20 protein-coding genes are annotated in these 22,441 nt (G+C 68.5%); 6 read left to right on the forward strand and 14 right to left on the reverse strand.

Annotated features, from left to right (window positions below; translation table 11 throughout):
- Window positions 1-3: 3 nt before the first annotated feature.
- From M9945_RS00615 to M9945_RS00655, 9 genes are all read right to left on the reverse strand, one after another.
- The gene (locus tag M9945_RS00615; protein ID WP_367943000.1) at window positions 4-1,005 is read right to left on the reverse strand and encodes a M23 family metallopeptidase; all 1,002 of its coding nucleotides are present in this window, start codon (window positions 1,003-1,005) and stop codon (window positions 4-6) included.
- 157 nt (window positions 1,006-1,162) lie between these two features.
- Window positions 1,163-1,567, reverse strand: a complete 405-nt coding sequence (locus M9945_RS00620) for a F0F1 ATP synthase subunit epsilon (RefSeq protein WP_367943001.1) — start codon at window positions 1,565-1,567, stop codon at window positions 1,163-1,165.
- A 103-nt stretch (window positions 1,568-1,670) separates the two neighbouring features.
- A complete protein-coding gene (atpD, locus tag M9945_RS00625; RefSeq protein WP_367943002.1) occupies window positions 1,671-3,299 on the reverse strand; it encodes a F0F1 ATP synthase subunit beta in 1,629 nt (542 codons plus the stop codon).
- Window positions 3,300-3,348: 49 nt separating this feature from the next.
- Window positions 3,349-4,224, reverse strand: coding sequence for a F0F1 ATP synthase subunit gamma (locus M9945_RS00630; RefSeq protein ID WP_367943003.1), 876 nt, complete (start codon window positions 4,222-4,224; stop codon window positions 3,349-3,351).
- A gap of 33 nt (window positions 4,225-4,257) precedes the next feature.
- Window positions 4,258-5,784: a F0F1 ATP synthase subunit alpha gene (gene atpA / locus M9945_RS00635; protein WP_367943004.1), complete on the reverse strand. Its 1,527-nt coding sequence runs from the start codon at window positions 5,782-5,784 to the stop codon at window positions 4,258-4,260.
- Window positions 5,784-6,344 (reverse strand): F0F1 ATP synthase subunit delta, encoded by a 561-nt coding sequence (locus M9945_RS00640; protein WP_367943005.1) that lies wholly within the window; start codon window positions 6,342-6,344, stop codon window positions 5,784-5,786. The genes atpA and M9945_RS00640 overlap by 1 nt, the downstream gene beginning before the upstream one ends.
- Window positions 6,345-6,579: 235 nt before the next feature.
- Complete coding sequence (locus tag M9945_RS00645; protein WP_367943006.1) at window positions 6,580-6,975, reverse strand: DUF4345 family protein; 396 nt, start codon at window positions 6,973-6,975, stop codon at window positions 6,580-6,582.
- 76 nt (window positions 6,976-7,051) lie between these two features.
- Window positions 7,052-7,663 carry an isoprenylcysteine carboxylmethyltransferase family protein gene (locus M9945_RS00650; protein WP_367943007.1) on the reverse strand — a complete coding sequence of 204 codons (612 nt, stop codon included), beginning with the start codon at window positions 7,661-7,663 and terminating at the stop codon, window positions 7,052-7,054.
- Window positions 7,664-7,724: 61 nt separating this feature from the next.
- Window positions 7,725-9,917 (reverse strand): primosomal protein N', encoded by a 2,193-nt coding sequence (locus M9945_RS00655; protein WP_367943008.1) that lies wholly within the window; start codon window positions 9,915-9,917, stop codon window positions 7,725-7,727.
- Window positions 9,918-10,007: 90 nt separating this feature from the next.
- Here M9945_RS00655 and fsa point away from each other — a divergent pair, with 90 nt between their 5' ends.
- Window positions 10,008-10,661, forward strand: coding sequence for a fructose-6-phosphate aldolase (gene fsa, locus M9945_RS00660; protein WP_367943009.1), 654 nt, complete (start codon window positions 10,008-10,010; stop codon window positions 10,659-10,661).
- 218 nt (window positions 10,662-10,879) lie between these two features.
- Here fsa and lptE read toward each other — a convergent pair whose 3' ends face one another.
- Window positions 10,880-11,440, reverse strand: coding sequence for an LPS assembly lipoprotein LptE (lptE, locus tag M9945_RS00665; protein ID WP_367943010.1), 561 nt, complete (start codon window positions 11,438-11,440; stop codon window positions 10,880-10,882).
- On the reverse strand, window positions 11,427-14,066 hold the full coding sequence (leuS, locus tag M9945_RS00670) for a leucine--tRNA ligase (protein ID WP_367943011.1): 2,640 nt from the start codon (window positions 14,064-14,066) through the stop codon (window positions 11,427-11,429). Before leuS ends, lptE begins: the two co-directional genes overlap by 14 nt.
- An 88-nt stretch (window positions 14,067-14,154) precedes the next feature.
- Here leuS and M9945_RS00675 point away from each other — a divergent pair, with 88 nt between their 5' ends.
- Window positions 14,155-14,817, forward strand: a complete 663-nt coding sequence (locus M9945_RS00675; RefSeq protein WP_367943012.1) for a YggS family pyridoxal phosphate-dependent enzyme — start codon at window positions 14,155-14,157, stop codon at window positions 14,815-14,817.
- Window positions 14,818-14,823: 6 nt separating this feature from the next.
- Here M9945_RS00675 and M9945_RS00680 read toward each other — a convergent pair whose 3' ends face one another.
- Window positions 14,824-16,233, reverse strand: coding sequence for a pilus assembly protein TadG-related protein (locus M9945_RS00680; RefSeq protein WP_367943013.1), 1,410 nt, complete (start codon window positions 16,231-16,233; stop codon window positions 14,824-14,826).
- Window positions 16,234-16,429: 196 nt separating this feature from the next.
- Window positions 16,430-16,750 carry a thermonuclease family protein gene (locus tag M9945_RS00685; RefSeq protein ID WP_367943014.1) on the reverse strand — a complete coding sequence of 107 codons (321 nt, stop codon included), beginning with the start codon at window positions 16,748-16,750 and terminating at the stop codon, window positions 16,430-16,432.
- Window positions 16,751-16,979: 229 nt separating this feature from the next.
- Here M9945_RS00685 and M9945_RS00690 point away from each other — a divergent pair, with 229 nt between their 5' ends.
- Window positions 16,980-17,771: a hypothetical protein gene (locus tag M9945_RS00690; RefSeq protein ID WP_367930024.1), complete on the forward strand. Its 792-nt coding sequence runs from the start codon at window positions 16,980-16,982 to the stop codon at window positions 17,769-17,771.
- 55 nt (window positions 17,772-17,826) lie between these two features.
- Here M9945_RS00690 and M9945_RS00695 read toward each other — a convergent pair whose 3' ends face one another.
- Window positions 17,827-18,048 (reverse strand): DUF1674 domain-containing protein, encoded by a 222-nt coding sequence (locus tag M9945_RS00695; RefSeq protein WP_367930023.1) that lies wholly within the window; start codon window positions 18,046-18,048, stop codon window positions 17,827-17,829.
- Between the two features lie 119 nt (window positions 18,049-18,167).
- On the opposite strand from M9945_RS00695, the gene htpX reads away from it, so the two are divergent.
- The 3 genes from htpX (at window position 18,168) to M9945_RS00710 (ending at window position 22,402) form a co-directional block, all read left to right on the forward strand.
- A complete protein-coding gene (gene htpX, locus M9945_RS00700; protein WP_367943015.1) occupies window positions 18,168-19,247 on the forward strand; it encodes a zinc metalloprotease HtpX in 1,080 nt (359 codons plus the stop codon).
- Window positions 19,244-20,599: an RsmB/NOP family class I SAM-dependent RNA methyltransferase gene (locus M9945_RS00705; protein WP_367943016.1), complete on the forward strand. Its 1,356-nt coding sequence runs from the start codon at window positions 19,244-19,246 to the stop codon at window positions 20,597-20,599. The genes htpX and M9945_RS00705 overlap by 4 nt, the downstream gene beginning before the upstream one ends.
- A gap of 108 nt (window positions 20,600-20,707) precedes the next feature.
- Window positions 20,708-22,402, forward strand: a complete 1,695-nt coding sequence (locus M9945_RS00710; protein ID WP_367943017.1) for a heparinase II/III family protein — start codon at window positions 20,708-20,710, stop codon at window positions 22,400-22,402.
- Window positions 22,403-22,441 lie beyond the last annotated feature (39 nt).

A 22,441-nucleotide genomic window follows, 5' to 3' on the forward strand; every position in this document is an offset into this window, starting at 1 on the left:
GGCCTACCGCCCGGCCTGCGGCGCCACCGTCTGCCCGCGCACCGGCTCGCCGCGCCCGACCGGCTCGCCGTCGGCGAGATAGGCATTGAAGAAGGCCGGCAGCCCTTCGCCCTCGCCCAGCACCGGCGCGGTCTGGAGGTGGATGTGCAGATGCGGCTCCGACGTGTTGCCGCTGTTGCCGCACCGGCCGATCTCCTGCCCGCTTTCCACCCGCTCACCGGGCTTCACCGCGACGCTGCCTTGCCTGAGATGGGCGAGGAAGGCGAACTCGTCGCTGCCGAGGTCGAGCACGACATGGTTTCGGGCCGGGTTTTCCGGGTCCATCTCGCCGATCGCCTGGTCCGGCAGGCCGTCCACCGCGGCCGTGACCGTGCCGGCGGCCGACGCGAGGATCGGCCGGTCCCAGCAATGATAATCCTTGAGCGCCAGCCCGTCGCCGGCATGGCTGGAACCGCCCTCGACGACGAGGAGGTCGAGCGCGAAGCGCTGGCCGCGGTCGACGGCGTGATAGTTCTGTTCAAGCGTGCGCCCGCCCCAGAAGACCTGCCACGCGCCTTCGAAGGGCAGGCGCAGCGGCGCTTTCGTCTGATAGTCGAGGAACCGCGATTCGGCGGGCTGCTGCGCCGGCCGGACGAAGAAGCCGGCGATCGCGCCCGCATCGTCGAGCGTCCACTGGGTGACGAGCAGCGCGGCATCGTTCGCGTGCCGCGCCAGGCGCAGGTAGATGCGGTAGCCGGATTGCCGCTCAGCGGTCTCCGACAGCACCGCCTCCTCAGCGCCGAACCGGGTCTCGACGGTCTCGCGCAGGCGCGCCAGCGCATCCGGCGCGCCGAGCACTTGGCGCATCTCCCGCGTCATCCGCTGCCACAGCGGATCGATGTCGCCGGACTGGAAGCGGTTCGTATAGTCACGCCCGGCCGCGAGCGTCGCCTCGTCGGCCCGCGCGGGCAGGCAAAGGGCCAGCGCCAGAAGGATCGGGACGAGCGCGGCGGCAGGGGGTTTCATCGGGGCCTCCTCGATCGCGCCCCGTCATGCCAACGGCCGGCGGGCGAATTGGTTTCCGCCGGCCGCGCGGCCCCGCGATCTGCTCGCCAGATACGAAAAGGCCGGCATCGCGCCGGCCTTTTCAATTCTATGGTGACAGGTACCGCCCCTGCGCGGATCAGGCCGCGAGCGCGCTTTCCAGCGTCGACAGATGCGCCAGATACTGCTCTGCCTTGGTGCGGGCGATCTCGTCCTTGGCGTCGGCCACGTCCTCGCGCGCCTCGCCGATGCGGCGGGTGAGATCGGCCCGGTCGATGTCCTTGACCGCCACCGCCGATTCGGCGAGCAGCGTGCAGCCTTCCGGCAGGATGTCGGCGAAGCCGCCGAACACGACATAGCGCGCCTCGGCGCCCGAGGCCGCCTTGACGGTGACGACGCCCGGCTTGACCGTGGTCATCACCGGCGCGTGCCGGGCCATGACCGTCATCTCGCCCTCCGTGCCGGGGATGATGACATACTCGACATCTTCGGACACGAGCAGCCGCTCGGGCGAAACCAGTTCGAACTTGAACGCTTCAGCCATATGAATTTAGTGAGTAGGGAATAGTGAGTAGGGAATAGTGAACTCACGGCAATGCCGGTTCAACATCCCACTACTCTCTACTCACTACCTCACTACTCCCTCTCTATGCCGCTTCCGCCGCCAGCTTCTGCGCCTTCTCGATGGCATCCTCGATGGTGCCCACCATGTAGAAGGCCGCTTCCGGCAGGTGGTCGTACTCGCCGGCCACCAGGCCCTTGAAGCCCTTGATGGTGTCCTGGAGATCGACCAGCTTGCCCGGCGAGCCGGTGAACACCTCGGCGACGAAGAACGGCTGCGACAGGAAACGCTCGATCTTGCGCGCGCGCGCAACGGTCAGCTTGTCCTCTTCCGACAGCTCGTCCATGCCGAGAATGGCGATGATGTCCTGCAGCGACTTGTAGCGCTGCAGCGTCTGCTGCACGTCGCGGGCCACGGCGTAGTGCTCCTCGCCGACGATCAGCGGGTCGAGCATGCGCGAGGTCGAGTCGAGCGGGTCCACCGCCGGGTAGATGCCCTTCTCCGAGATCGCGCGGTTGAGCACGGTCGTCGCGTCGAGGTGGGCGAACGAGGTCGCCGGCGCCGGGTCGGTCAGGTCGTCGGCCGGCACGTAGATGGCCTGCACCGAGGTGATCGAACCCTTGGTCGTGGTGGTGATGCGCTCCTGCAGCGCGCCCATGTCGGTGGCGAGCGTCGGCTGGTAGCCCACCGCCGAGGGGATGCGGCCGAGCAGCGCCGACACTTCCGAGCCCGCCTGGGTGAAGCGGAAGATGTTGTCGACGAAGAACAGCACGTCCTGGCCCTGGTCGCGGAAATATTCGGCGACGGTCAGGCCGGTCAGCGCGACGCGGGCGCGCGCGCCGGGCGGCTCGTTCATCTGGCCGTAGACCAGCGCGGCCTTGGAGCCCTCGCCGCCGCCCTTCTTGTTGACGCCCGATTCGATGAACTCGTGATAGAGGTCGTTGCCCTCGCGGGTGCGCTCGCCGACGCCGGCGAACACCGAGAAGCCGCCATGGGCCTTGGCGACGTTGTTGATCAGCTCCTGGATCAGCACGGTCTTGCCGACGCCGGCGCCGCCGAACAGGCCGATCTTGCCGCCCTTAGCGTAGGGCGCGAGCAGGTCCAGCACCTTGATGCCGGTGACGAGGATCTCGGCCTCGGTCGACTGCTCGACATATTCGGGGGCCGGGGCGTGGATCGGGCGTTCCTCGACGCCGACGACCGGGCCTTCCTCGTCGACCGGCTCGCCGATGACGTTGACGATGCGGCCGAGCATCTGCGGGCCGACCGGAACCAGGATCGGCGCGCCGGTGTCGCGCACTTCCTGGCCGCGGACCAGACCTTCGGTCGAGTCCATGGCGATGGTGCGGACCGTGTTCTCGCCCAGATGCTGCGCGACCTCGAGCACGAGGCGGTTGCCCTGGTTGTCGGTCTCCAGCGCGTTGAGGATCGCCGGCAGGTGATCGTCGAACGCGACGTCGACGACCGCGCCGATGACCTGACGCACGCGGCCGACCGAGCCTGTCGCCTTCGCGGCGGCCTTGGGCGCCGCCGCCTTCTTCGCCGCGGCCGGAGCCTTGGCGGCCGCTGCCGGCGCCTTCGCCGCCGGAGCCTTCGCGGCTGCGGCCTTGGGGGCCGCAACCTTGGGCGCCGCGGCCTTCGCCGCCGCCTTCGGCTCTGCTGCGGCCTTGGCGGCTGCCGCCGGGGCCTTCTTCGGGGTCGCTGCTTTCGCCATCGTCAATACCCTCTTCAATGGTCCTGTTGTCCGCGCGAAATCCGCGGCTCTAGAGCGCTTCGGCGCCCGAAATGATCTCGATCAGTTCCTTGGTGATCTGCGCCTGGCGCTGACGGTTGTAGGTGATCGACAGTTTGTTGATCATGTCGCCCGCATTGCGCGTCGCGCTGTCCATCGCCGACATCTTGGCGCCCATCTCGCCGGCCGCGTTCTCGAGCAGCGCCCGGAAGATCTGCACGGCGATGTTGCGCGGGATGAGGTCGGACAGGATCTCGCCCGCCTCCGGCTCGTATTCGTAGACCGCACCGCCGGTGTCCACGGCCCCGCCTTCCGGCGCGGCGGCCGGGATGAGCTGCTGGGCCGTCGGAACCTGGCTGATGACCGACTTGAACTGCGAATAGAACAGAGTGGCGACGTCGAAGCCGCCCTCGTTGAACAGCGCGATCACCTTCTTGGCGATGCCGTCGGCATGGACGAACCCGACCTGCTTGGCCTCGCGCAGCTCGACGCGGTCGACGATCTTGTCGGCGAAGTCGCGGCGCAGGATGTCGTAGCCCTTCTTGCCGACGGTGATGATCTTCACCGTCTTGCCCTCGGCGATCAGCCGGCGGGCATGCTCGCGCGCCAGACGCGCGATCTGCGTGTTGAAGCCGCCGCACAGGCCGCGCTCGGCGGTGGCGACGATCAGGAGATGAACGTCCGACTTGCCGGTGCCGGCCATCAGCGGCGGAGCGTCCGCCACCGAGACGGCCGAGCCGATATTGGCCATCACCGCGGCCATGCGCGCCGAATAGGGGCGCGCGGCCTCCGCCGCCTCCTGGGCGCGGCGCAGCTTCGCCGCGGCGACCATCTGCATCGCCTTGGTGATCTTCTGCGTCGCCTTGACCGAGGCGATGCGGTTGCGAAGGTCTTTCAGTGAAGCCATAGCCGGCTTGCCCTATTCCTGTTCGGCCTGCCTTTAGGCGAAGTTCTTGGCGAAGGCGTCGATCTCGGCCTTGAGCTTGGCGCGAAGATCGTCCGACAGCGCCTTTTCCTTGCGGATGGCGTCGAGCACCGAGCCCTGCGCCCGCATGTGGGCGAGCAGGCCCTGCTCGAACTTCTGCACCTGGTTCAGCGCCAGCCCGTCGAGATAGCCGTTGACGCCGGCGAAGATGACGGCGACCTGCTCCTCGGTCTTCAGCGGCGAGAACTGCGGCTGCTTCAGAAGCTCGGTCAGGCGCGCGCCGCGGTTGAGCAGGCGCTGCGTCGAGGCGTCGAGGTCGGAGCCGAACTGGGCGAAGGCCGCCATCTCGCGATACTGGGCGAGCTCGCCCTTGATCGAGCCGGCGACCTGCTTCATCGCCTTGACCTGGGCGGCCGAGCCGACGCGCGACACCGAAAGACCGACGTTCACCGCCGGGCGGATGCCCTGGAAGAACAGGTTGGTCTCGAGGAAGATCTGGCCGTCGGTGATCGAGATCACGTTGGTCGGGATGTAGGCCGAGACGTCGTTGGCCTGCGTCTCGATGACGGGCAGCGCGGTCAGCGAACCGTTGCCGTTGTCGTCGTTGAGCTTGGCCGCGCGCTCCAGCAGGCGCGAATGCAGGTAGAAGACGTCGCCCGGATAGGCCTCGCGGCCGGGCGGACGGCGCAGCAGCAGCGACATCTGGCGGTAGGCCACGGCCTGCTTGGAAAGATCGTCATAGGCGATCAGCGCATGCTTGCCGTTGTCGCGGAAATACTCGCCGATGGCGCAGCCCGCGAACGGGGCGAGGAACTGCAGCGGCGCCGGGTCCGACGCGGTGGCGGCGATGACGACCGAATATTCCAGCGCGCCGCGCTCTTCCAGCACCTTGACGAACTGGGCGACGGTCGAGCGCTTCTGGCCGACGGCGACGTAGACGCAATAGAGCTTCTGGCTCTCGTCGTCGCCTTCGTTCAGCGGCTTCTGGTTGAGGAAGGTGTCGAGGATGATCGCGGTCTTGCCGGTCTGGCGGTCGCCGATGACCAGCTCGCGCTGGCCGCGGCCGATCGGGATCAGCGCGTCGATGGCCTTCAAGCCCGTCGACATCGGCTCGTGCACCGACTTGCGCGGGATGATGCCGGGGGCCTTGACGTCGACGCGGCGGCGCTCGGTGGCCTTGATCGGGCCCTTGCCGTCGATCGGGTTGCCGAGCGCGTCGACGACGCGGCCGAGCAGGCCCGGGCCGACGGGCACGTCAACGATGGCGCCGGTGCGCTTGACGGTGTCGCCTTCCTTGATGTCGCGGTCCGAGCCGAAGATGACGACGCCGACATTGTCGGCTTCGAGGTTCAGCGCCATGCCGCGGATGCCGCCGGGGAACTCGACCATCTCGCCGGCCTGGACGTTGTCGAGGCCGTAGACGCGGGCGATGCCGTCACCCACGGACAGAACCTGACCGACCTCGGAAACCTCGGCTTCCTTGCCGAAATTCTTGATCTGATCTTTCAGAATTGCGGAAATTTCCGCGGCGCGGATATCCATCAGCCGACCTCTTTCAGTGCGAGCTTGAGCGAAGCGAGTTTAGTCTTGAGCGACGTGTCGATCTGGCGCGAACCCATCCGCACCACGAGGCCGCCGAGAAGCGAGGGGTCCACCGTCAGGTTGATCGCGACGTCCTTGCCGGCGACGGCCTTGAGGGCGGCTTTCAGTTCCGTCTGCTGCGCCGGGGTGAGCGCATGCGCGGAGGTGACCTGCGCCTCGGCCTCGCCGCGCGCCGCGGCCGCGATGCGGCGGAAGGCGCGGATGATGCCGGGCACGGCGAACAGGCGGCGGTTCCTGGCCACCACGCGCAGGAAGTTGCCGGTCAGGCCGGTGATCCCGGCCTTGTCGGCGATCGCCGAGATCGCCTTGAGCTGATCCTCGGCCGAGAAGACCGGGCTCCCGATCAGCCGCTTGAGGTCGTCGGAGCCGGCGAGCAGGCGCTCGAAGCGGGAAAGGTCTTCCTCGACTTTGGCGACGGCCTTGGATTCGGCTGCGAGGTCGTAGAGCGAGCCCGCATAGCGTTCAGCCACTGCGGAGATGATCGAGCCAGACTGTGCCACGGACCGTCTTTTCTCTCTGCCTGATAGGCCGCAAGATTTTCGGCTGGAGCTTTTGACTCTGGCTAAATCTTTGACCTTGTTGATTTTCCCCCAACCGGGAAGCTGGCTTGAGCCCGCCCCCGGTCAAAAGTCGATTGCCGTCTAGCACAGGCTTTCCCGACTCGCAACACGCGGCGGGCAAGGGAATCGCCTGTTTTGCGACCCATGTCTGCGGCCATCTCGCCGCACCGCGCGTTCAGGCGACGATGCCGAGCGCGAAAACCAGCGCCAGCGCGCCGAGAAGCCCTTCGAGAATCAGCCGGAGCCAGTTGTAGGGGGTGTTGCCGCCGTCGGAGAGCATGGAGACGAAACGGCCGAAGGCGGCCACCGCCCAGCACAGGCCGAGCGCCAGATAGACGAGCGGCTGGGCGAACAGGATCGCCGACAGGCCGATGCCGAGATAGAACCCGCCATAGGCGGCGCGGATCTCGCCGACGGCCTCCGGATGCTCCGGCACCGGCTGCAGGCGCATCAACTTCAGCGCAAGGCGCGGCGCGAGCAGCATGACCAAGCCGAACAGCGCGGTCACCGCCGCGCTCGACCAGGCGAGCCACTCGCCCTCGCTGACCGGCCACGGAAAGGCGAGCTCCATGACATCCCCTCCAAACGAATCGGTGGCGGAGAATAACCGATGCCGCGCCGGCTGTCGCGAGGGTCACCGCCGCGGATCAGGGCAGGTTCAGCAGCACCGGCAGTTGGCCCGCTTTCTGCGCGTGTTCGATCAGCTCGATCGCCGGAAAGAGGAGGAGGAAGAACAGCCCGTCGAGGAAGGTCCGCTTGAGCGCCAGCGGCGAGAAGCTCGCCTCCGCCGGCTCGCGGTAGAGCGAGGGCTTAGGCCAGAACATCGGCGTGACGCGGGCATAGTCGTCATAGGCCGCCCCGTACCGGGCGCGCAGGTATCCGGCCTCGCCGCGCGCGGTGAGGCCGAGCGCGAGGCAGGCGCCGAGGCCCAGCGCGCCGGCCATGACGAACGAGCCGAGCATCAGGCCGACGCCGGCCGCGCCGACGGTCGAGAAGAAGTAGAGCGGGTTGCGCATCATCGAATAGGGGCCGGCCGTGACCAGATCGCGGTTCTTGCGCGCGCCGATGTAGAGGATGCTCCACATCCGGCCGGCGACGCAGGCGAGCACCAGCCCGACTCCGGCCATCTCGATCACCTCATGCGCCTCGTTGCCGATCGCCGGGTGGACGACCAGCGCCAGCGCCGCGAGCAGGACGCCGCCCGCCTGAAGCGCGCGGATCCGCATGCACTGGTTGACCGGCAAGGACCTCATGAGCATGTCTCCCTCATCGACGATGCGGCGATAGACCGCGCCGTTTGCGGCGGATTTTGGCCCGCCGCTAGAGAAAACTCTGCGGATCGATGTCGACCTGCACCTTGACCGAGCCGCGCGGCTTCGGCCCGGCCTCGAGCAGGGCGCGCAGGAAGGATTGCAGGTCGGCCCGCTTCTCGCCATGGACGAGCAGGCGCATACGGTGGCGCCCGGCGAGCAGCGCCAGCGGCGCCTCGGCCGGGCCGAGCACGGCGATGCCGGGCGCGGCGGGCGCGGCGCGGCGAAGGCTGCGGGCATGGCTTTCCGCTTCGGCGCGGCTGGCGGCGCTGACGATGATGCCGGCGAGCCGGCCGAAGGGCGGCAGCATCGCCCGCTCGCGAGCGGCGATCTCCTGTTCGTAGAAGGCTTCCGCGTCGCCCGAGACGATGGCCCGCATCACCGGATGGTCGGGCTGGTAGGTCTGGATCAGGCCGAGGCTCTTCTTGCCCGACCGGCCGGCGCGGCCCGTCACCTGGGAAAGAAGCTGGAAGGTGCGCTCGGCCGCGCGTGGGTCGCCGTTGGCGAGGCCGAGATCGGCGTCGACGACGCCGACCAGCGTCATGTTGGGGAAGTTGTGGCCCTTGGCGACGAGCTGGGTGCCGACGACGATGTCGGCCTCGCCATTGGCGATGGCCTCCAGCTCGAGCCTGAGCCGCTTGACCCCGCCGAGGAGATCCGAGGAGAGGACGATCACCCGCGCCTCGGGAAAGGCGCCCGCCACCTCCTCGGCGATGCGCTCGACCCCCGGCCCGCAGGCGACGAGATGGTCGAGCGTGCCGCAGGACGGGCAGGCCTCGGGCCGCGGCTCGTTATGGCCGCAATGGTGGCAGACGAGCTTGCCGCGGAAGCGGTGCTCGACCAGCCAGCCGGAGCAGTCCGGGCACTGGAAGCGGTGGCCGCACACCCGGCACAGCGTCAGCGGCGCATAGCCGCGCCGGTTGAGGAACAGCAGCGCCTGTTCCTTGCGGGCGACGGTCTTCTCCACCTCGCCGAGGAGCACGGGGGACAGAAAGCCGCCGCGCGCCGGCGGGTGCCTGCGCATGTCGATGGCGTGGAGGTCGGGCATCGCCGCCTCGGCATAGCGCGCCGGCAGCACGACGCGGCCGTAGCGGCCCTGAAGCGCGTTGACCCGCGTCTCGACCGAGGGCGTCGCCGAGGCGAGCACCACGGGAAAATCGCCGATGCGGCCGCGCACCACCGCCATGTCGCGTGCGTTGTAGAAGACGCGGTCCTCCTGCTTGTAGGCGGGGTCGTGCTCCTCGTCGACGGCGATCAGCCCGAGCTCGCGGAACGGCAGGAACAGCGCCGAGCGCGCGCCGGCGACCACCCGCACCCGCCCTTCGGCCACCTGCCGCCAGACGCGCTCGCGCATGCGCGGCGACAGGTCCGAATGCCATTCGGCCGGCTTGGCGCCGAAGCGGTCCTGGAACCGTTCGAGGAAGGCCGCGGTCAGCGCGATCTCCGGCACCAGCACCAGCACCTGCCGCCCGGCCGCCAGCGCCGCCGCGACCGCTTCGAGATAGACCTCCGTCTTGCCCGAGCCGGTGACGCCGTCGACGAGCGTGACGGAGAAGCCCTCACCGATGCGCCGCCGCAGCGTGTCCGCCGCCGCCTGCTGGTCGGGCGACAGCACGGGCTGCGCATAGCCCGGGTCCGGCGCCGCCGCCACCGGCTGCGGCGGGATCGCGACCTTCTCGAACGCGCCTTGCGCGGCGAGCCCGTCGACCACCGAGGCCGAGACGCCGGCCGCGTGGGCGAGCCCGGAGCGCGTCCACGCCATGCCGTCGCCCGCCAGCTCCAGCACCCGGCGGCGGGCGTCGGTCATACGGATGTCCGCCCCCGCCGCCGCGCCGCCGGCCAGCCGCAGCCCCTCCAGCATCGGCTCGGGATCGAAGGCGGCCGGCGCGCGCAGGAACATGCGCGCCACCATGCCGGGCGGCGACAGCGTCCAGTTCGCCACCCAGTCGATGAAGCGCAGCGCGTCCGGCGTCAGCGGCGGGCAGTCGAACACCTCGGAGACGGGGCGCAGCTTGCGGGGGTCGATGCCGTCGCTCTCGCCCTCCGCGACGATGCCGGCCACCTCGCGCGGGCCGAGCGGCACGCGCACGATCGCGCCCGGCCGGGCGTCCATGCCGGCGGGCAGCGCGTAGGAATAGGGCCGCTCGGCCGGGGTCGGCACCAGGACCGGGACGATGCGGGAGGATGGCGAATCTTCTGTCATCGGACGTGACCTTGCCCTGTTCCTGCGCTAGAGCAAGTCGGAATGAAAGGGGCGCGCGGATGGCCGCCCGGATTTGCAGGGAAGAAAGCCATGAAGTTCTTCGTCGATACCGCCGACGTCAAGGAAATCCGCGAGCTGTCCGAGCTCGGCCTCGTGGACGGCGTCACCACCAACCCGTCGCTGATCCTGAAATCGGGCGGCAGCATCATCGACGTCACCAGGGAGATCTGCTCCATCGTCGACGGCCCGGTCTCGGCCGAGGTGGTGGCGACGGACTATGACGGCATGATGCGCGAGGCCGACATTCTCGGCGCCATCGCCGACAATGTCTGCATCAAGGTGCCGCTGACCTTCGACGGGCTGAAGGCCTGCCGGGCGCTGACCGGGCAGGGACGCCACGTCAACGTCACGCTGTGCTTCTCGGCCAACCAGGCCCTGCTCGCCGCCAAGGCGGGCGCCAGCTTCATCTCGCCTTTCATCGGCCGGGTGGACGACATCGGCCTCGACGGCATGGAGCTGATCGCCGAGATCCGCCAGATCTACGACAATTACGGCTTCGACACGGAAATCCTCGCCGCTTCGGTGCGCACGGTCAACCACGTCAAGCAGGCGGCGCTGATCGGCGCCGACGTCATCACCGCGCCGCCGGCGACGCTGCGGGCGCTGGTCAAGCACCCGCTCACCGACAAGGGGCTGGAAGCCTTCCTCGCCGACTGGTCCAAGACCGGCCAGAAGATCGGCTGAGGCGGGATCGGGGTTTTCGCGCGGCGCGCCGACGCCGCGCGGCAACTAGAGCATTTTGCAGTCGGACGGAATCGTCCGGCGCTGCATAAATGCGGCTAAAGGAAAGAAGCTGGAGCAGCGGAAACTGCGTTCGTCAGAACGCCCGCTGCTCTGGAGTAATTCCAGGGAAAGCGTGAAGCACTTTTCCGTCCGGAACTGCGTTAAAATAAGAAATCGGATCAGCGCGCCAGATCCTGCGCCACGACGATGCGCAGCAGCTCGGCGAGCTCTCGGGCGGCGCGGTTCTCCGCGTCGCGGAGCGCGCGGGCGGCGGCGAAATCCTGCGCCGGAATGTCGTAGGGCGACTGCACCGACCGCTGGCCCGAGGCCACGACCTTGCCGGTCTGCGCCTCGCTCAGCGTATAGGTCGCCTGCACGGTGAGGACGCCCGCGGTCGGCTCGAGGCTGTCGCGGCCGACGCTGACGGTCGGAGCGACCGAGTTGATGGCCGAGGTGTCGAGCTTGAGGTGCCAGACCGGCGCGGCCGGCTGCCCCTGCCCGCCGCCGAACAGGAAGATCAGGTGATTGCGCACCTCCTGCCCGACCCGGCTCGTGACCGGGGCGATGGCGACCGATGCGAGCTCGGCCGATTGCGGCCCGGAAGCCGGGGCGAGGTCGCCGTAGAGCGGGCGCGCGGTGCAGCCCGCGGCGACGCCGAGCGCCAGCATCAGGCCCGCCGCCAGCCCGCTCCTAAGAAGGGACGGGCGGGCGCGGCAACTGTCCCGGTCAGACGACGACATTGACGATCCTTTGCGGCACCACGATCACCTTGCGGGGCGGCTTGCCGTCGAGCGCGGCGCGCACGACATCGAGCGCGAGCGCCGCCGCCTCGACCGCAGATTGATCCGCGTTGCGCGCGATTGTCAAATCGCCGCGCTTCTTGCCGTTGATCTGCACCGGCAGCACGATCTCGTCGTCGACGGTGAGCGCCGGGTCGAAATCCGGCCAGGGCTGATTCGCCGCCAGCCCCTCGCCGCCGAGCGCCGCCCAGCACTCCTCGGCCAGATGCGGCATCATCGGCGCGATCATCCGCGCCAGCGCTTCCAGCCCCTCGCGCAAGGCCGCCTTGCCGGCGTCGTCCATCCCGGCAGCGCTGCCCGCGAAGGGCGACAGTGCGTTGACCAGCTCGTAGAGGCGGGCGAGCGCCTTGTTGAAGCCGAGCCGCTCGATCTCCTCGCCGACCGCCTTGATCGCCTTGTGGACGGCGCGCGACAGAGCCGCCGCATCGCCCCCATCGGCAGGGCCGCGGGCCGGCGCGGCGCGGATACCCGCCACCGACGGCGCGGCCTCCGAGACGAGGCGCCAGACGCGCTGCACGAAGCGGTGCGCGCCCTCGACGCCGGCCTCGGTCCAGATGAAGTCGCGCTCGGGCGGCGAATCCGACAGCATGAACCAGCGCGCGGTGTCGGCGCCGTAGGTGCCGATGATGTCGTCGGGGTCGACCACGTTCTTCTTCGACTTCGACATCTTCTCGATCGAGCCGATCTCGACCGGCGCGCCGCCGGCGGTCAGCCGGGCGACGCGGGCGCCGTCCGCTTCCTCGATGGTCACTTCGGCCGGCGTCACCCAGCCTTGCGGGCCCTTGTAGGTCTCGTGGACCACCATGCCCTGCGTGAACAGGCCCTCGAACGGCTCCTCGACCGTGTTCAGGTGCCCCGTCGCCTTCATGGCGCGGGCGAAGAAGCGCGAATAGAGCAGGTGCAGGATCGCATGCTCGATGCCGCCGATATACTGGTTGACCGGCAGCCAGCCGGTCGGCCCGTCGACATCCTTCAGCGTCGTCGGCGCGGTCTCGTTCCACGGATCGGTGAAGCGCGCGAAGTACCACGAGGAATCGACGAAGGTGTCCATCGTGTCGGTGTCGCGCCGTGCTTGCCCACCGCATTGCGGGCAGGCGACGTGCTTCCATGTCGGGTGATGGTCGAGCGGGTTGCCCGGCCGGTCGAACGACACGTCCGCGGGCAGCAGCACCGGCAGCTGGTCGGCCGGCACCGGCACCGCGCCGCAGGAATCGCAATGGATCACCGGGATCGGGCAGCCCCAGTAGCGCTGGCGCGAGATCAGCCAGTCGCGCAGGCGGAACTGCACCTTGCGCTGCGCCTGCGGCCGCCCCGAAAGGTCGGTCGCCTCCAGCCGCTTCGCCACCTCGTCGAAGGCCGCCTTCGGCCGCATCCCGTCGAGAAAGCGCGAATTGATCATCACGCCGTCGTCGGTATAGGCCTCGTCCGTCACCATGAACGTCGCGGCGTCCGCCCCGTCGGGCATCACCACCGGCACCACGGGCAGGGCGTACTTGTTGGCGAAGTCGAGGTCGCGCTGGTCGCCCGAGGGGCAGCCGAAGATCGCGCCGGTGCCGTATTCCATCAGGACGAAATTGGCGACGTAGACCGGCAGCGTCCAGTTCTCGTCGAACGGGTGGACGACGCGGATGCCGGTGTCGAAGCCCTGCTTCTCGGCGGTCTCGAGATCGGCCGCCGAGGTGCCGCGCTGGCGGATCTCCTCGATGAAGGCGCCGAGCGCCGGGTTGTTGGCCGCCGCCTTCTTCGCCAGCGGATGATCGGCGGCGATGGCCATGAACGAGGCGCCGAACAGTGTGTCGGGCCGCGTCGTATAGACTTCCAGCTCGCTCTCGCCCTCCGGCGTGGTCGCCGGGTCGAGCTTCCAGCGGATCTGCAACCCTTCCGAGCGGCCGATCCAGTTGGCCTGCATCAGCTTGACCTTGTCCGGCCAGCGAGGAAGCGTCTCCAGCCCGTCGAGCAGGTCCTGCGCCCGCGAGGTGATCTTGAGGAACCATTGCGTCAGGTCGCGCTGCTCGACGAGCGCGCCGGAGCGCCAGCCGCGCCCGTCGATCACCTGCTCGTTGGCGAGCACGGTCATGTCTTCCGGGTCCCAGTTGACCTTGGCCGCCTTGCGCTCGACCAGCCCCGCCTGCCAGAAATCGAGGAACATCTTCTGCTGGTGGCGATAATAGGTCGGGTCGCAGGTAGCGAATTCGCGGTCCCAGTCGAGCGACAGGCCCATCGTCTTCAGCTGGCCCTTCATCGTCGCGATGTTGGCATAGGTCCAGTCGCGCGGATTGACCTTGTTGTCGCGCGCCGCGTTCTCTGCCGGCAGGCCGAAGGCGTCCCAGCCCATCGGGTGCAGCACGTTGAAGCCTTTCGCCCGCTTGTAGCGCGCCACCACGTCGCCCATCGTGTAGTTGCGCACATGGCCCATATGGATGCGGCCCGACGGATAGGGGAACATCTCGAGCACGTAGTATTTCGGGCGCGGGTCGTCGTTGCGGGTCGCAAAGAGCTTCGCGTCCTCCCAGGCCTTCTGCCATTTCGGTTCGGATGCGCGGGGATCGTAACGTTCGGTTGCCATGACCGCTTTTTCACTTAAGAACGGTGGGAAATTCGCCGGGCGGACCTTCACCATGGTTTGTCGGGGGCGTCAACTCCGGAGGGTCGAAATGACGGATGCGGTGGCGCGGCTCGCCGAGGTTCGGGCCAATATCGCGAAAGCGGAGAAGGAAGCCGGCCGGCCGGCCGGCGCGGTGACGCTCGTCGCCGTGTCGAAGACCTTCGACGCCGACGCCATCCGCCCGGTGATCGCCGCCGGCCAGCGCGTCTTCGGCGAGAACCGGGTTCAGGAGGCGACGGCCAAATGGCCGGCGCTGAAGCAGGAGACCCCCGGCATCGAGCTCAGGCTGATCGGCCCGCTGCAATCCAACAAGGCGAAGGAGGCCGTCGCCCTGTTCGACGTCATCGAGACGGTGGACCGCGAGAAGATCGCCGCCGAGCTGGCGAAGGAGAGCGGCAAGCAGGGCAGGGCGCCGCGCCTCTACGTGCAGGTCAACACCGGGCTGGAGCCGCAGAAGGCGGGCATCGACCCGCGCGAGGCCGCCGCCTTCGTCGCCCGCTGCCGCGACGTCCACGGCCTCTCCATCGAGGGGCTGATGTGCATCCCGCCTGCGGACGAGAACCCCGGCCCGCATTTCGCGCTGCTGGAGAAGCTCGCGCGCGAGGCGGGCGTGGAAAAGCTCTCCATGGGCATGTCGGGCGACTACGAGACGGCCGTCCGCTTCGGCGCCACCGGCGTGCGCGTCGGCTCCGCGATCTTCGGCAGCCGCTGAGCCCCGCTACCTGATCAGCGCCAGCCGCTCGATGTTGCGGACGATGTCCTTGAAGGCCGTCTTCAGCTCCTCGCCGGTCGCCGCGTCGTAGAAATGCTTCGTCAGCGGCGTGTCGGGCGAGGCGCAGTCCGCCAGCACCTTTCGCGCGGCGGCGCTCTCGCCGGAAGGCAGCGCGAAGCCGATGGTGAAGATCTCGATGCCGTCCTTCTTCATCGCCGCGCACACGCTCCTGGCGTTGTTCGGCGACCGTGTCGTCTGCTTGTTCGTGTCCTTCTCGTCCGTCACTTCCGGGAAGGCCGTGTTGAACTCGCCGTCGGTCATCAGGATGGCGATCTTGGCGATCTTTTCGGGGTCGACATCGGCAGGCCCGGCGCCCAGCCCGGCGCCGGAGACGGTGCTGCGCCATTTCGGCGACAGCATGTAATAGCCCCACTGCGCCGCGATGCCGCCGGCCGTGTAGCCGCTGGCCTTGAAGCCGTCGATCGCCGTGTCGAGCTTGCTCTTGTCCGACGTCAGCGGCAGGAGGCTGGCGGATGGGCACGAGCCGAGGCGCTCGTCACGATTGACCAGCGCCTTGTACTGGTATGCCGTCGTCTTGCCGTTCTTGCCCTTGGTGAAATGCTCGCGAAGCTCGTCCGGCCCGGCATCTGAGAAATCCGCCTTGCCGTCCTGGAGCTTGCGCTCGGTGGCGCAATGATCCTTGAGCTTAGACGGACGGGCCCAGTTCGGGGGCGGCACCGGCCCGTTGCCGGCCTCCTGGAACACGACGGTCCCCGCCAGCTCCTTGCCGACATTGACCGCCTCGGCATACGGCACCAGCGCCACGCGCACCCGGTCCGGGCTGTGCCTGTTGCCCTCGAGCAGCGCCTCGACCGCGCTCTTTGCGGCATCCTTGAGGTCGCCGATCTTGTCGGTCTTGCCCTTCTTCGCCATCGAGCCCGTCACGTCGAGCATCATCGCCACCTCGATCCTGCGGTCGGAATAGCGGGCCGCCGATTCGGTGGTGATCGTCTGGACGGCGGCGGCGCCGAACAGCGGGAAGGCGATATCGACGACGACGCTCGCCTGCGCCTCCACCGTCTTCCGGTGCTTGTCGAGGACCACGCTGTCGAGCGTCAGCCTGTCGAGCCGGGAGAAGCCGCGGACGCCGTTGGCGAACAGGAACGCCTCGAGGCTGGCGCGCGCGTCCTGTTCCTTGATGACGCCGGTGGTCAGGTCGCGCGCCGTCGAGGTGACGGCCGAATCGAGCGCGGCCAGAAGGTTCGAGCGCGCGTTGGACATCTGCGCGACGTTGATGCCGAAGCCGGCCCCGAGCAGCAGCACCGGCGCCAGCACCGCCATCATCATCCCGAAATTGCCGCGCCTGTCGCGCCCGAAGCGCCGCGCCGCCTCGCTGAAAGCCGGTTTCGCCGCCATCGCCCGTCTCCATCTGCACCAGGTTGACCCGTTGGCGGGGGAGATGCAGATGGCGGGCCGTTCCGCCGTCCGGCGGGCGCGCCGGACGGCGGAACGGCCGGAATCACAGGGCTTTTTCGGCGGCCATGGTTGCCGAAAGATGAACGCGAGCGGGCATTTCCTGCCCGTGCCGGGGCCGGTGTTCCGGAACGGCACATCAGGGCCGGCACATCGTCTGTCTCGTTTTGCCGCCATAGGCGCGCACCGCGCCGAGGCGCCGCATCGCCGGCCCGATCGCCGTGCCGCCGGCGGTCGTCACGTCGGCGAGCACCCGCCCGTAATATTTGTCGCCGCCGATATTGCTGACCGTGACCGGGCCGTCGCCGAGCAGCCGGCCGAGCATTGCCCGCGCCTTTTTCGCCGCCGCCCGCTCCGCCGCGCAGCGGCTGCGGATCTCGGGCGCGTCGATGCCGCGGATGCGCACCGACACCGTCACCGCATGCCCCGGCCAGACCCTCGCCTCGGCGACGCGCAGCACCTTCGTCTCCACCGGCCCGGAGACGGTGCCGGCGGGGCATTCATAGGCCGGCGCAAGAAGCGTCGGGAGTAACCCGCTATTCGGCGGGCTTCTTCTCTGGTTGCGGCTCCTTGCGCTTCGTCGAATCTTGTTTAGGCTTCGGCGGTTGTGAGAGCGTGACACAATACGTCGTCGCGGCATTTCTCGACGCTCTTATTAGCAGTCAGCTTGTTGGATATCTAAGTACGCAATGGATGAATTAGATCAGCTGCCCATGATTGATATGCAAGGACTTCCCGAAAATGAACGGGAAAAGGCTTGGCTAATCACGACACATGCTATGAAGCTCAAATCCTACATAGACCAAGCCCAAAATGCCCTCGATCTTGTTGCTTTTGCGGAACGTGAACTCATAGCGATTCGCCAAAGAACGAGTGAGCTTCTCCGGCAGCATGATCCGATATCAATCCGCCAAGAGATGGACCAGTTAAGCGCAGCGAGAACCACTCTTGCGGGTTGGACAATGTTGGCCGGCAGAGACGCTGGCATGACCGTTTATCATTTCGCGGAAGCAATGGAGGCCGCAAAGGCCATGGTTCGCGAATGCCCCACACTAAAGGCGACTATTGACTGGAAGTCGGTTAGGAGCGTTCAGAAGGTATTCTCTGCGGATTTCCCTCAATACGAGAACTTTCGACACGCTATCGCTCACGATGCCCAGCTCACCGACTCCCCTAAGAGCAGCGAGAGGAATTCTCATTCTGGTTATTATGACGATGGTCACGTGAGGATGGAAGGCAATGTGAGCGGCGTAAGGATAACCGGCAATATTGGGGGCGCCGCAACGGTTACCATCAAGGGGCAAATCTTGAAACTAGACCTATCCCCTGGTTTGGTTGCCAATCTAAAAAAGACAGCCATCAATTTTTGGGCATGTTTTAAAGAAGCCGAACGCATCACTCGGGAGGCGGCGGCAAAAGCGCGGACGGAAGCTGCCGCTGCAAGGCAGCAAGAACACCGCCCACCACAGCAAGAAGATTGACTTGCCATCTATCGTGACTTGGAAGCCGAGGCTGTGCCCGTTGTCGGCAAGCGGCTCAGAAGTCGCAGGCGATGCCCTTCACTTCCCAGTCGCCGTAGCGGGCCGGGTCGTTGCCGCCGCGCCCGCCCGTCTCCTTCGGCAGCGCCGCCTCGCGGGCAAGCGCCTCGGCGCGCCGGGCCTCGGCCTCGGCGAGCGCCCGCGCGGCGGCGGGGGAAAGCGCCGGGCGCGGAGGCTCTGGCGCTTCGTTGGCGGTGTCGATTCGGGTCGTGTGGTCCATCGTCGTTCCAGGAGGCCGCTCTTGCGGGAATTGTTGAATTTGCGGCGATCTCTCCCCATCATATAGGCGTTTGCCGGCGGGATCGACCCGGCGCGGCATTTTGGGAAACGGAGTTCCGGATGAACGTCATCCGCACGGCAATGCTTCTGGCGCTGATGACGGCGCTGTTCATGGGCGTCGGCTACCTGATCGGCGGCGAAAGCGGCATGCTGATCGCCTTCGCCATCGCCGCGGCCATGAACCTGTTCTCCTACTGGAACGGCGACAAGATGGTGCTGCGCATGCACCGCGCCGTCGAGGTCGACGAACGCAGCGCCCCCGAATTCTTCGGCATCGTCAAGGCGCTGGCGGAGCGTGCCGGCCTGCCGATGCCGCGCGTATATCTCATCGACACGCCGCAGCCCAACGCCTTCGCCACCGGCCGCAACCCGCAGAACGCAGCCGTCGCCGCCACCACCGGCCTGCTCCAGCGCCTCTCCCACGAGGAGGTCGCGGGCGTGATGGCGCATGAGCTTGCCCATGTGCAGAACCGCGACACGCTGACCATGACCATCACCGCGACGCTGGCCGGCGCGATCTCGATGCTCGGCAATTTCGCCTTCTTCATGGGCGGCAGCCGCGACAACAACAACGGCAATCCGCTCGGCATCATCGGCGTCCTCGTCGCGATCATCGTCGCGCCGCTCGCCGCGATGATCGTGCAGATGGCGATCAGCCGCACCCGCGAATACGCCGCCGACCGGCGCGGCGCGGAGATCTGCGGCCAGCCGCTCTGGCTCGCCTCGGCGCTCGGCAAGATCGCCCGCACCGCGCAGGCGGTCCACAATCCCGACGCCGAGCGCAACCCGGCCACCGCCCATCTCTTCATCATCAACCCGCTGTCGGGCGAGCGGATGGACAATCTGTTCTCGACCCACCCCAACACGGAAAACCGCATCGCCGCGCTGCAGCGCATCGAGCATGAGTTCCGCGGCAATGGCAGCGGCGGCGGCGGCAATGTCCCGCGCAGCGCGCCGCAGCGCCCGCAGCCCGAGGAGCCCGCCCGGCCGCAGCGCCCGGCCGCGCCCGAAGCCTCCGGCCCGTGGGGCGAGAGAGGCGGCGAGCGGACGGCCGAGCCGCCGCGCCAGCCCGAACCGAAGCCCGAGACCGGCAATCCGTGGGGCCGCAGCCCCACCGGCCCGAAAAGCGGCCGCCGGTGACAGCCAAAGCGATATCCGCCGCGGCAAGGCTCGTGACGCCCGGCCTTGCCGCGCGCAAGGCGGCGGCCCGGCTTCTCGCCGCGGTCGTCGACGCCCGGACCCCGCTCGACGGCCTGACCGATCACGATCACGGCCACCCGCAGTTCCGCGCGCTGGAGCCGCGCGACCGGGCGCTGGTGCGCGCCATCCTGACCACAGCGCTGCGCTTCCGCCGCACCATCGAGGCCATGATCGGCGCAAGGCTGGAGCGGCCGCTGCCGGCCAACGCCCATGCGCTGTCGCACATCCTCCATGTCGCGGCGGCGCAGATCCTCTTCCTCGACGTGCCGGACAGCGCCGCCGTCGACCTTGCCGTCACCCACGCCAAGGACGACCCGCGCACCGCGCGCTTTTCCGCCCTCGTCAACGGCGTGCTGCGCGAGATCGCCCGGCGCAAGGAGCGTGCCCTGCCGGCAGCGCTGGCGAAGACTGTCGACGCACCCGACTGGTTCGCGCGGAGCCTCGAGGCCGCCTATGGCGAGGCGCCGGCGGGCGAGATCCTCGCCGCCCACCGGCTGGAGCCGGCCATCGACCTCACAGTCAAGTCCGACGCGCCGGGCTGGGCGGAGCGCCTCGACGGCATCGTGCTGCCGACGGGGAGCGTCAGGCTCGAGCGCCTGCCCGGCCCGCTGACCGAGCTGCCGGGCTTCGCCGAGGGCAAATGGTGGGTGCAGGACGCCGCCGCCGCGCTGCCGGCGCGCCTGCTCGGTGGCATCGCCGGCCTTCGCGTCGCCGATCTGTGCGCCGCCCCCGGCGGCAAGACCGCCCAGCTCGCCTCGGCAGGCGCAAGCGTCACCGCGCTCGAAATCTCCCCCAACCGGATAAAGCGCCTGCGCGCCAATCTCGACCGGCTGAAGCTCGATGCGGAGATCGTTGAGGGCGATCTCTTCGCCTTCGCGCCGGACGCGCCGTTCGACGCGGTGCTGCTCGACGCGCCCTGCTCCTCCACCGGCACGGTGCGGCGCCATCCCGACGTGCCGTGGACCAAAAGCGTGGAGGACGTGGAAAAGCTCGCCGGCCTTCAGGCGCGCATGCTCGCCCACGCCGCGACGCTGTTAAGGCCCGGCGGACGGCTCGTCTTCTCCAACTGCTCGCTGGAGCGGGGCGAGGGCGAGGCGCTTCTTTCCGCCTTCCTCGCCGACAATCCACAGATTGTTGCCGATCCGGTCAGGCCGGGCGAATTCCCGTTCCTCGATCCGTTCCTGACCGGGCACGGCTGGGTCCGCACCACGCCGGCCGGGCTGAAGCTGGCGACGCCGGCGCTTTCCGGCCTCGACGGCTTCTTCGCCGCACGGCTGCGCCGGCGGGACTGACGTTCCCGGGAATGCGCCCCGGCGCATTCCGTCGTTCCCACAATGCCTTGACTCGCCTAAGTTAATCCTGCCGTTGCCAGCCGGGGGGCGATTCGGAGGCAGATCGACTTGGGCTTTGAACGGTCCGGTTCGCTTGAACTATGGGCGCTCGTCGCCGCGGCTGCGTGGCGAAAGCTGCGCGGGCGTCTGCGTCTGGGGCCGGTCTATCGCTGGCGCTTCACCGGCCGCACGCCCGAGCGCATCCTGATCGCGCCGCCGGACCTGAGGCTCGCCGACCCGCAGATCGCCCACGAGATCTATCATTGCCGCTTCCCCTTCGCCGGCTCCCTCGTCGACACGCGTGGCGCCTCGCCCTTCGAGATCGAGGCCGCGAGCCGGCAATGGAAGGCGGCGCTGCACGGCTTCGGCTGGCTGCGCCACATGAACGCCGCCGGCACCGACCTCGCCGCCGCCAATGCCCGGGCACTCGCCGCCGACTGGATGGCGCTCCACGGCCGCCGGATCGACGGGATCGCGTGGGATGCCGGGATCACCGCGCGCCGCATCATCGCGTGGCTCCAGCATTCCGGCATCGTGCTCCAGGGCGCGGACTATCCCTTCTACCGCGCGTTCCTGCGCGCGCTGGCGATCCAGATCCGCTATCTGCGCACGCTGGCGCCGGAGATGGCCGACGGCGAGGATCGCCTGCGCGCGCGCATCGCGCTCGCCTTCGCCGCGCTGTCGCTGCCCTCCGCGCCGGCCGCGCGGCGCAACGCGGCGCGCCAGCTTTCCGTCGAGCTCGACCGGCAGATATTGCCCGACGGCGGCCACGTCTCGCGTAACCCCGAGGCCGTGCTCGAATTGCTCGCCGACCTCCTGCCGCTGCGCCACACCTATTTCAACCAAGCCGAGCCCCCGCCCGCGGCGCTGATCGGCGCGGTCGAGCGCATGCTGCCGGCCCTGCGCTTCTTTCGCCATCAGGATGGCACGCTCGCCCGCTTCAACGGCATGGGCGCGACCAGCCATGACCGCATCGCCGCCATCCTGCACCATGACGACACCGGCGGCGCACCGCTGCTGAACGCGTCGCATTCGGGCTACCAGCGCCTGTCGATGGGCGGCGTCACCGTCATCGCCGATACCGGCCCACCGCCGCCGGCCGAGCTGTCGCATCAGGCGCAGGCCGGCTGCCTGTCGTTCGAGCTATCGTCCGGCCGCAGCCATTTCGTCGTCAATTGCGGCATCGACGCCTATGGCGCGGAGGATTTCCGGCCTCTGGCGCGCTCGACCGCCGCCCATTCCACCGCAACGCTCAACGACACCTCCTCGGCCCGCTTCGCGCTCTCGCACGGCTTCGGCGACCTGATCGGCACGCCGCTGATCGACGGGCCGCGCCACGTCCCCTGCCAGCGCCTCGATTCGGACGGCATCCAGGGCTTCGTCGCCCGCCATGACGGCTACGCCGCCCGCTTCGGCCTCTACCACGAGCGCGAGGTGGCGCTGTCGGCTGGCGGCGAGGTGCTGGAAGGCGTCGACCGCATCTTCCGCAAGGGCGGCGAGGTGGCGCGCCCCGGCCGCGACCTCGCCGCCGTCCGCTTCCATCTCCATCCCGACATCACCCTTTTCGAGAACAGCCGCCACGGGCTGGTGCTCGCCGGCCCGGACGACCAGAGGTGGGAGTTCTCCTGCGAGGAGCTGGCGCCGCAGGTCGAGGATTCGCTGTTCTTCGCCGGCATCGCCGGCCCGCGCCGCAGCCGGCAGATCGTCTTCGCCTACCACGCCTCCGAGCACCCGGAAATCCACTGGCGCTTCCTGCGCCTGTGACGGCTCGAAGGGCGTTTGCATCCGCGCCCCGCTGTGATA

The organism is Aquamicrobium sp., assembly GCF_023954335.1.
In the GTDB taxonomy this organism is placed as follows: domain Bacteria; phylum Pseudomonadota; class Alphaproteobacteria; order Rhizobiales; family Rhizobiaceae; genus Aerobium.

Bases quoted from the DNA above. Each gene is read 5' to 3' on its own strand.
- M9945_RS00695 (WP_367930023.1), bottom strand. From the start codon at position 18,048: ATGGACCACACGACCCGAATCGACACCGCCAACGAAGCGCCAGAGCCT.
- M9945_RS00655 (WP_367943008.1), bottom strand. From the start codon at position 9,917: ATGACAGAAGATTCGCCATCCTCCCGCATCGTCCCGGTCCTGGTGCCG.
- M9945_RS00690 (WP_367930024.1), top strand. From the start codon at position 16,980: ATGGATGAATTAGATCAGCTGCCCATGATTGATATGCAAGGACTTCCC.
- atpD (WP_367943002.1), bottom strand. From the start codon at position 3,299: ATGGCGAAAGCAGCGACCCCGAAGAAGGCCCCGGCGGCAGCCGCCAAG.
- htpX (WP_367943015.1), top strand. From the start codon at position 18,168: ATGAACGTCATCCGCACGGCAATGCTTCTGGCGCTGATGACGGCGCTG.
- atpA (WP_367943004.1), bottom strand. From the start codon at position 5,784: ATGGATATCCGCGCCGCGGAAATTTCCGCAATTCTGAAAGATCAGATC.
- M9945_RS00675 (WP_367943012.1), top strand. From the start codon at position 14,155: ATGACGGATGCGGTGGCGCGGCTCGCCGAGGTTCGGGCCAATATCGCG.
- M9945_RS00630 (WP_367943003.1), bottom strand. From the start codon at position 4,224: ATGGCTTCACTGAAAGACCTTCGCAACCGCATCGCCTCGGTCAAGGCG.
- leuS (WP_367943011.1), bottom strand. From the start codon at position 14,066: ATGGCAACCGAACGTTACGATCCCCGCGCATCCGAACCGAAATGGCAG.
- fsa (WP_367943009.1), top strand. From the start codon at position 10,008: ATGAAGTTCTTCGTCGATACCGCCGACGTCAAGGAAATCCGCGAGCTG.
- lptE (WP_367943010.1), bottom strand. From the start codon at position 11,440: ATGTCGTCGTCTGACCGGGACAGTTGCCGCGCCCGCCCGTCCCTTCTT.
- M9945_RS00615 (WP_367943000.1), bottom strand. From the start codon at position 1,005: ATGAAACCCCCTGCCGCCGCGCTCGTCCCGATCCTTCTGGCGCTGGCC.
- M9945_RS00680 (WP_367943013.1), bottom strand. From the start codon at position 16,233: ATGGCGGCGAAACCGGCTTTCAGCGAGGCGGCGCGGCGCTTCGGGCGC.
- M9945_RS00650 (WP_367943007.1), bottom strand. From the start codon at position 7,663: ATGCTCATGAGGTCCTTGCCGGTCAACCAGTGCATGCGGATCCGCGCG.
- M9945_RS00620 (WP_367943001.1), bottom strand. From the start codon at position 1,567: ATGGCTGAAGCGTTCAAGTTCGAACTGGTTTCGCCCGAGCGGCTGCTC.
- M9945_RS00645 (WP_367943006.1), bottom strand. From the start codon at position 6,975: ATGGAGCTCGCCTTTCCGTGGCCGGTCAGCGAGGGCGAGTGGCTCGCC.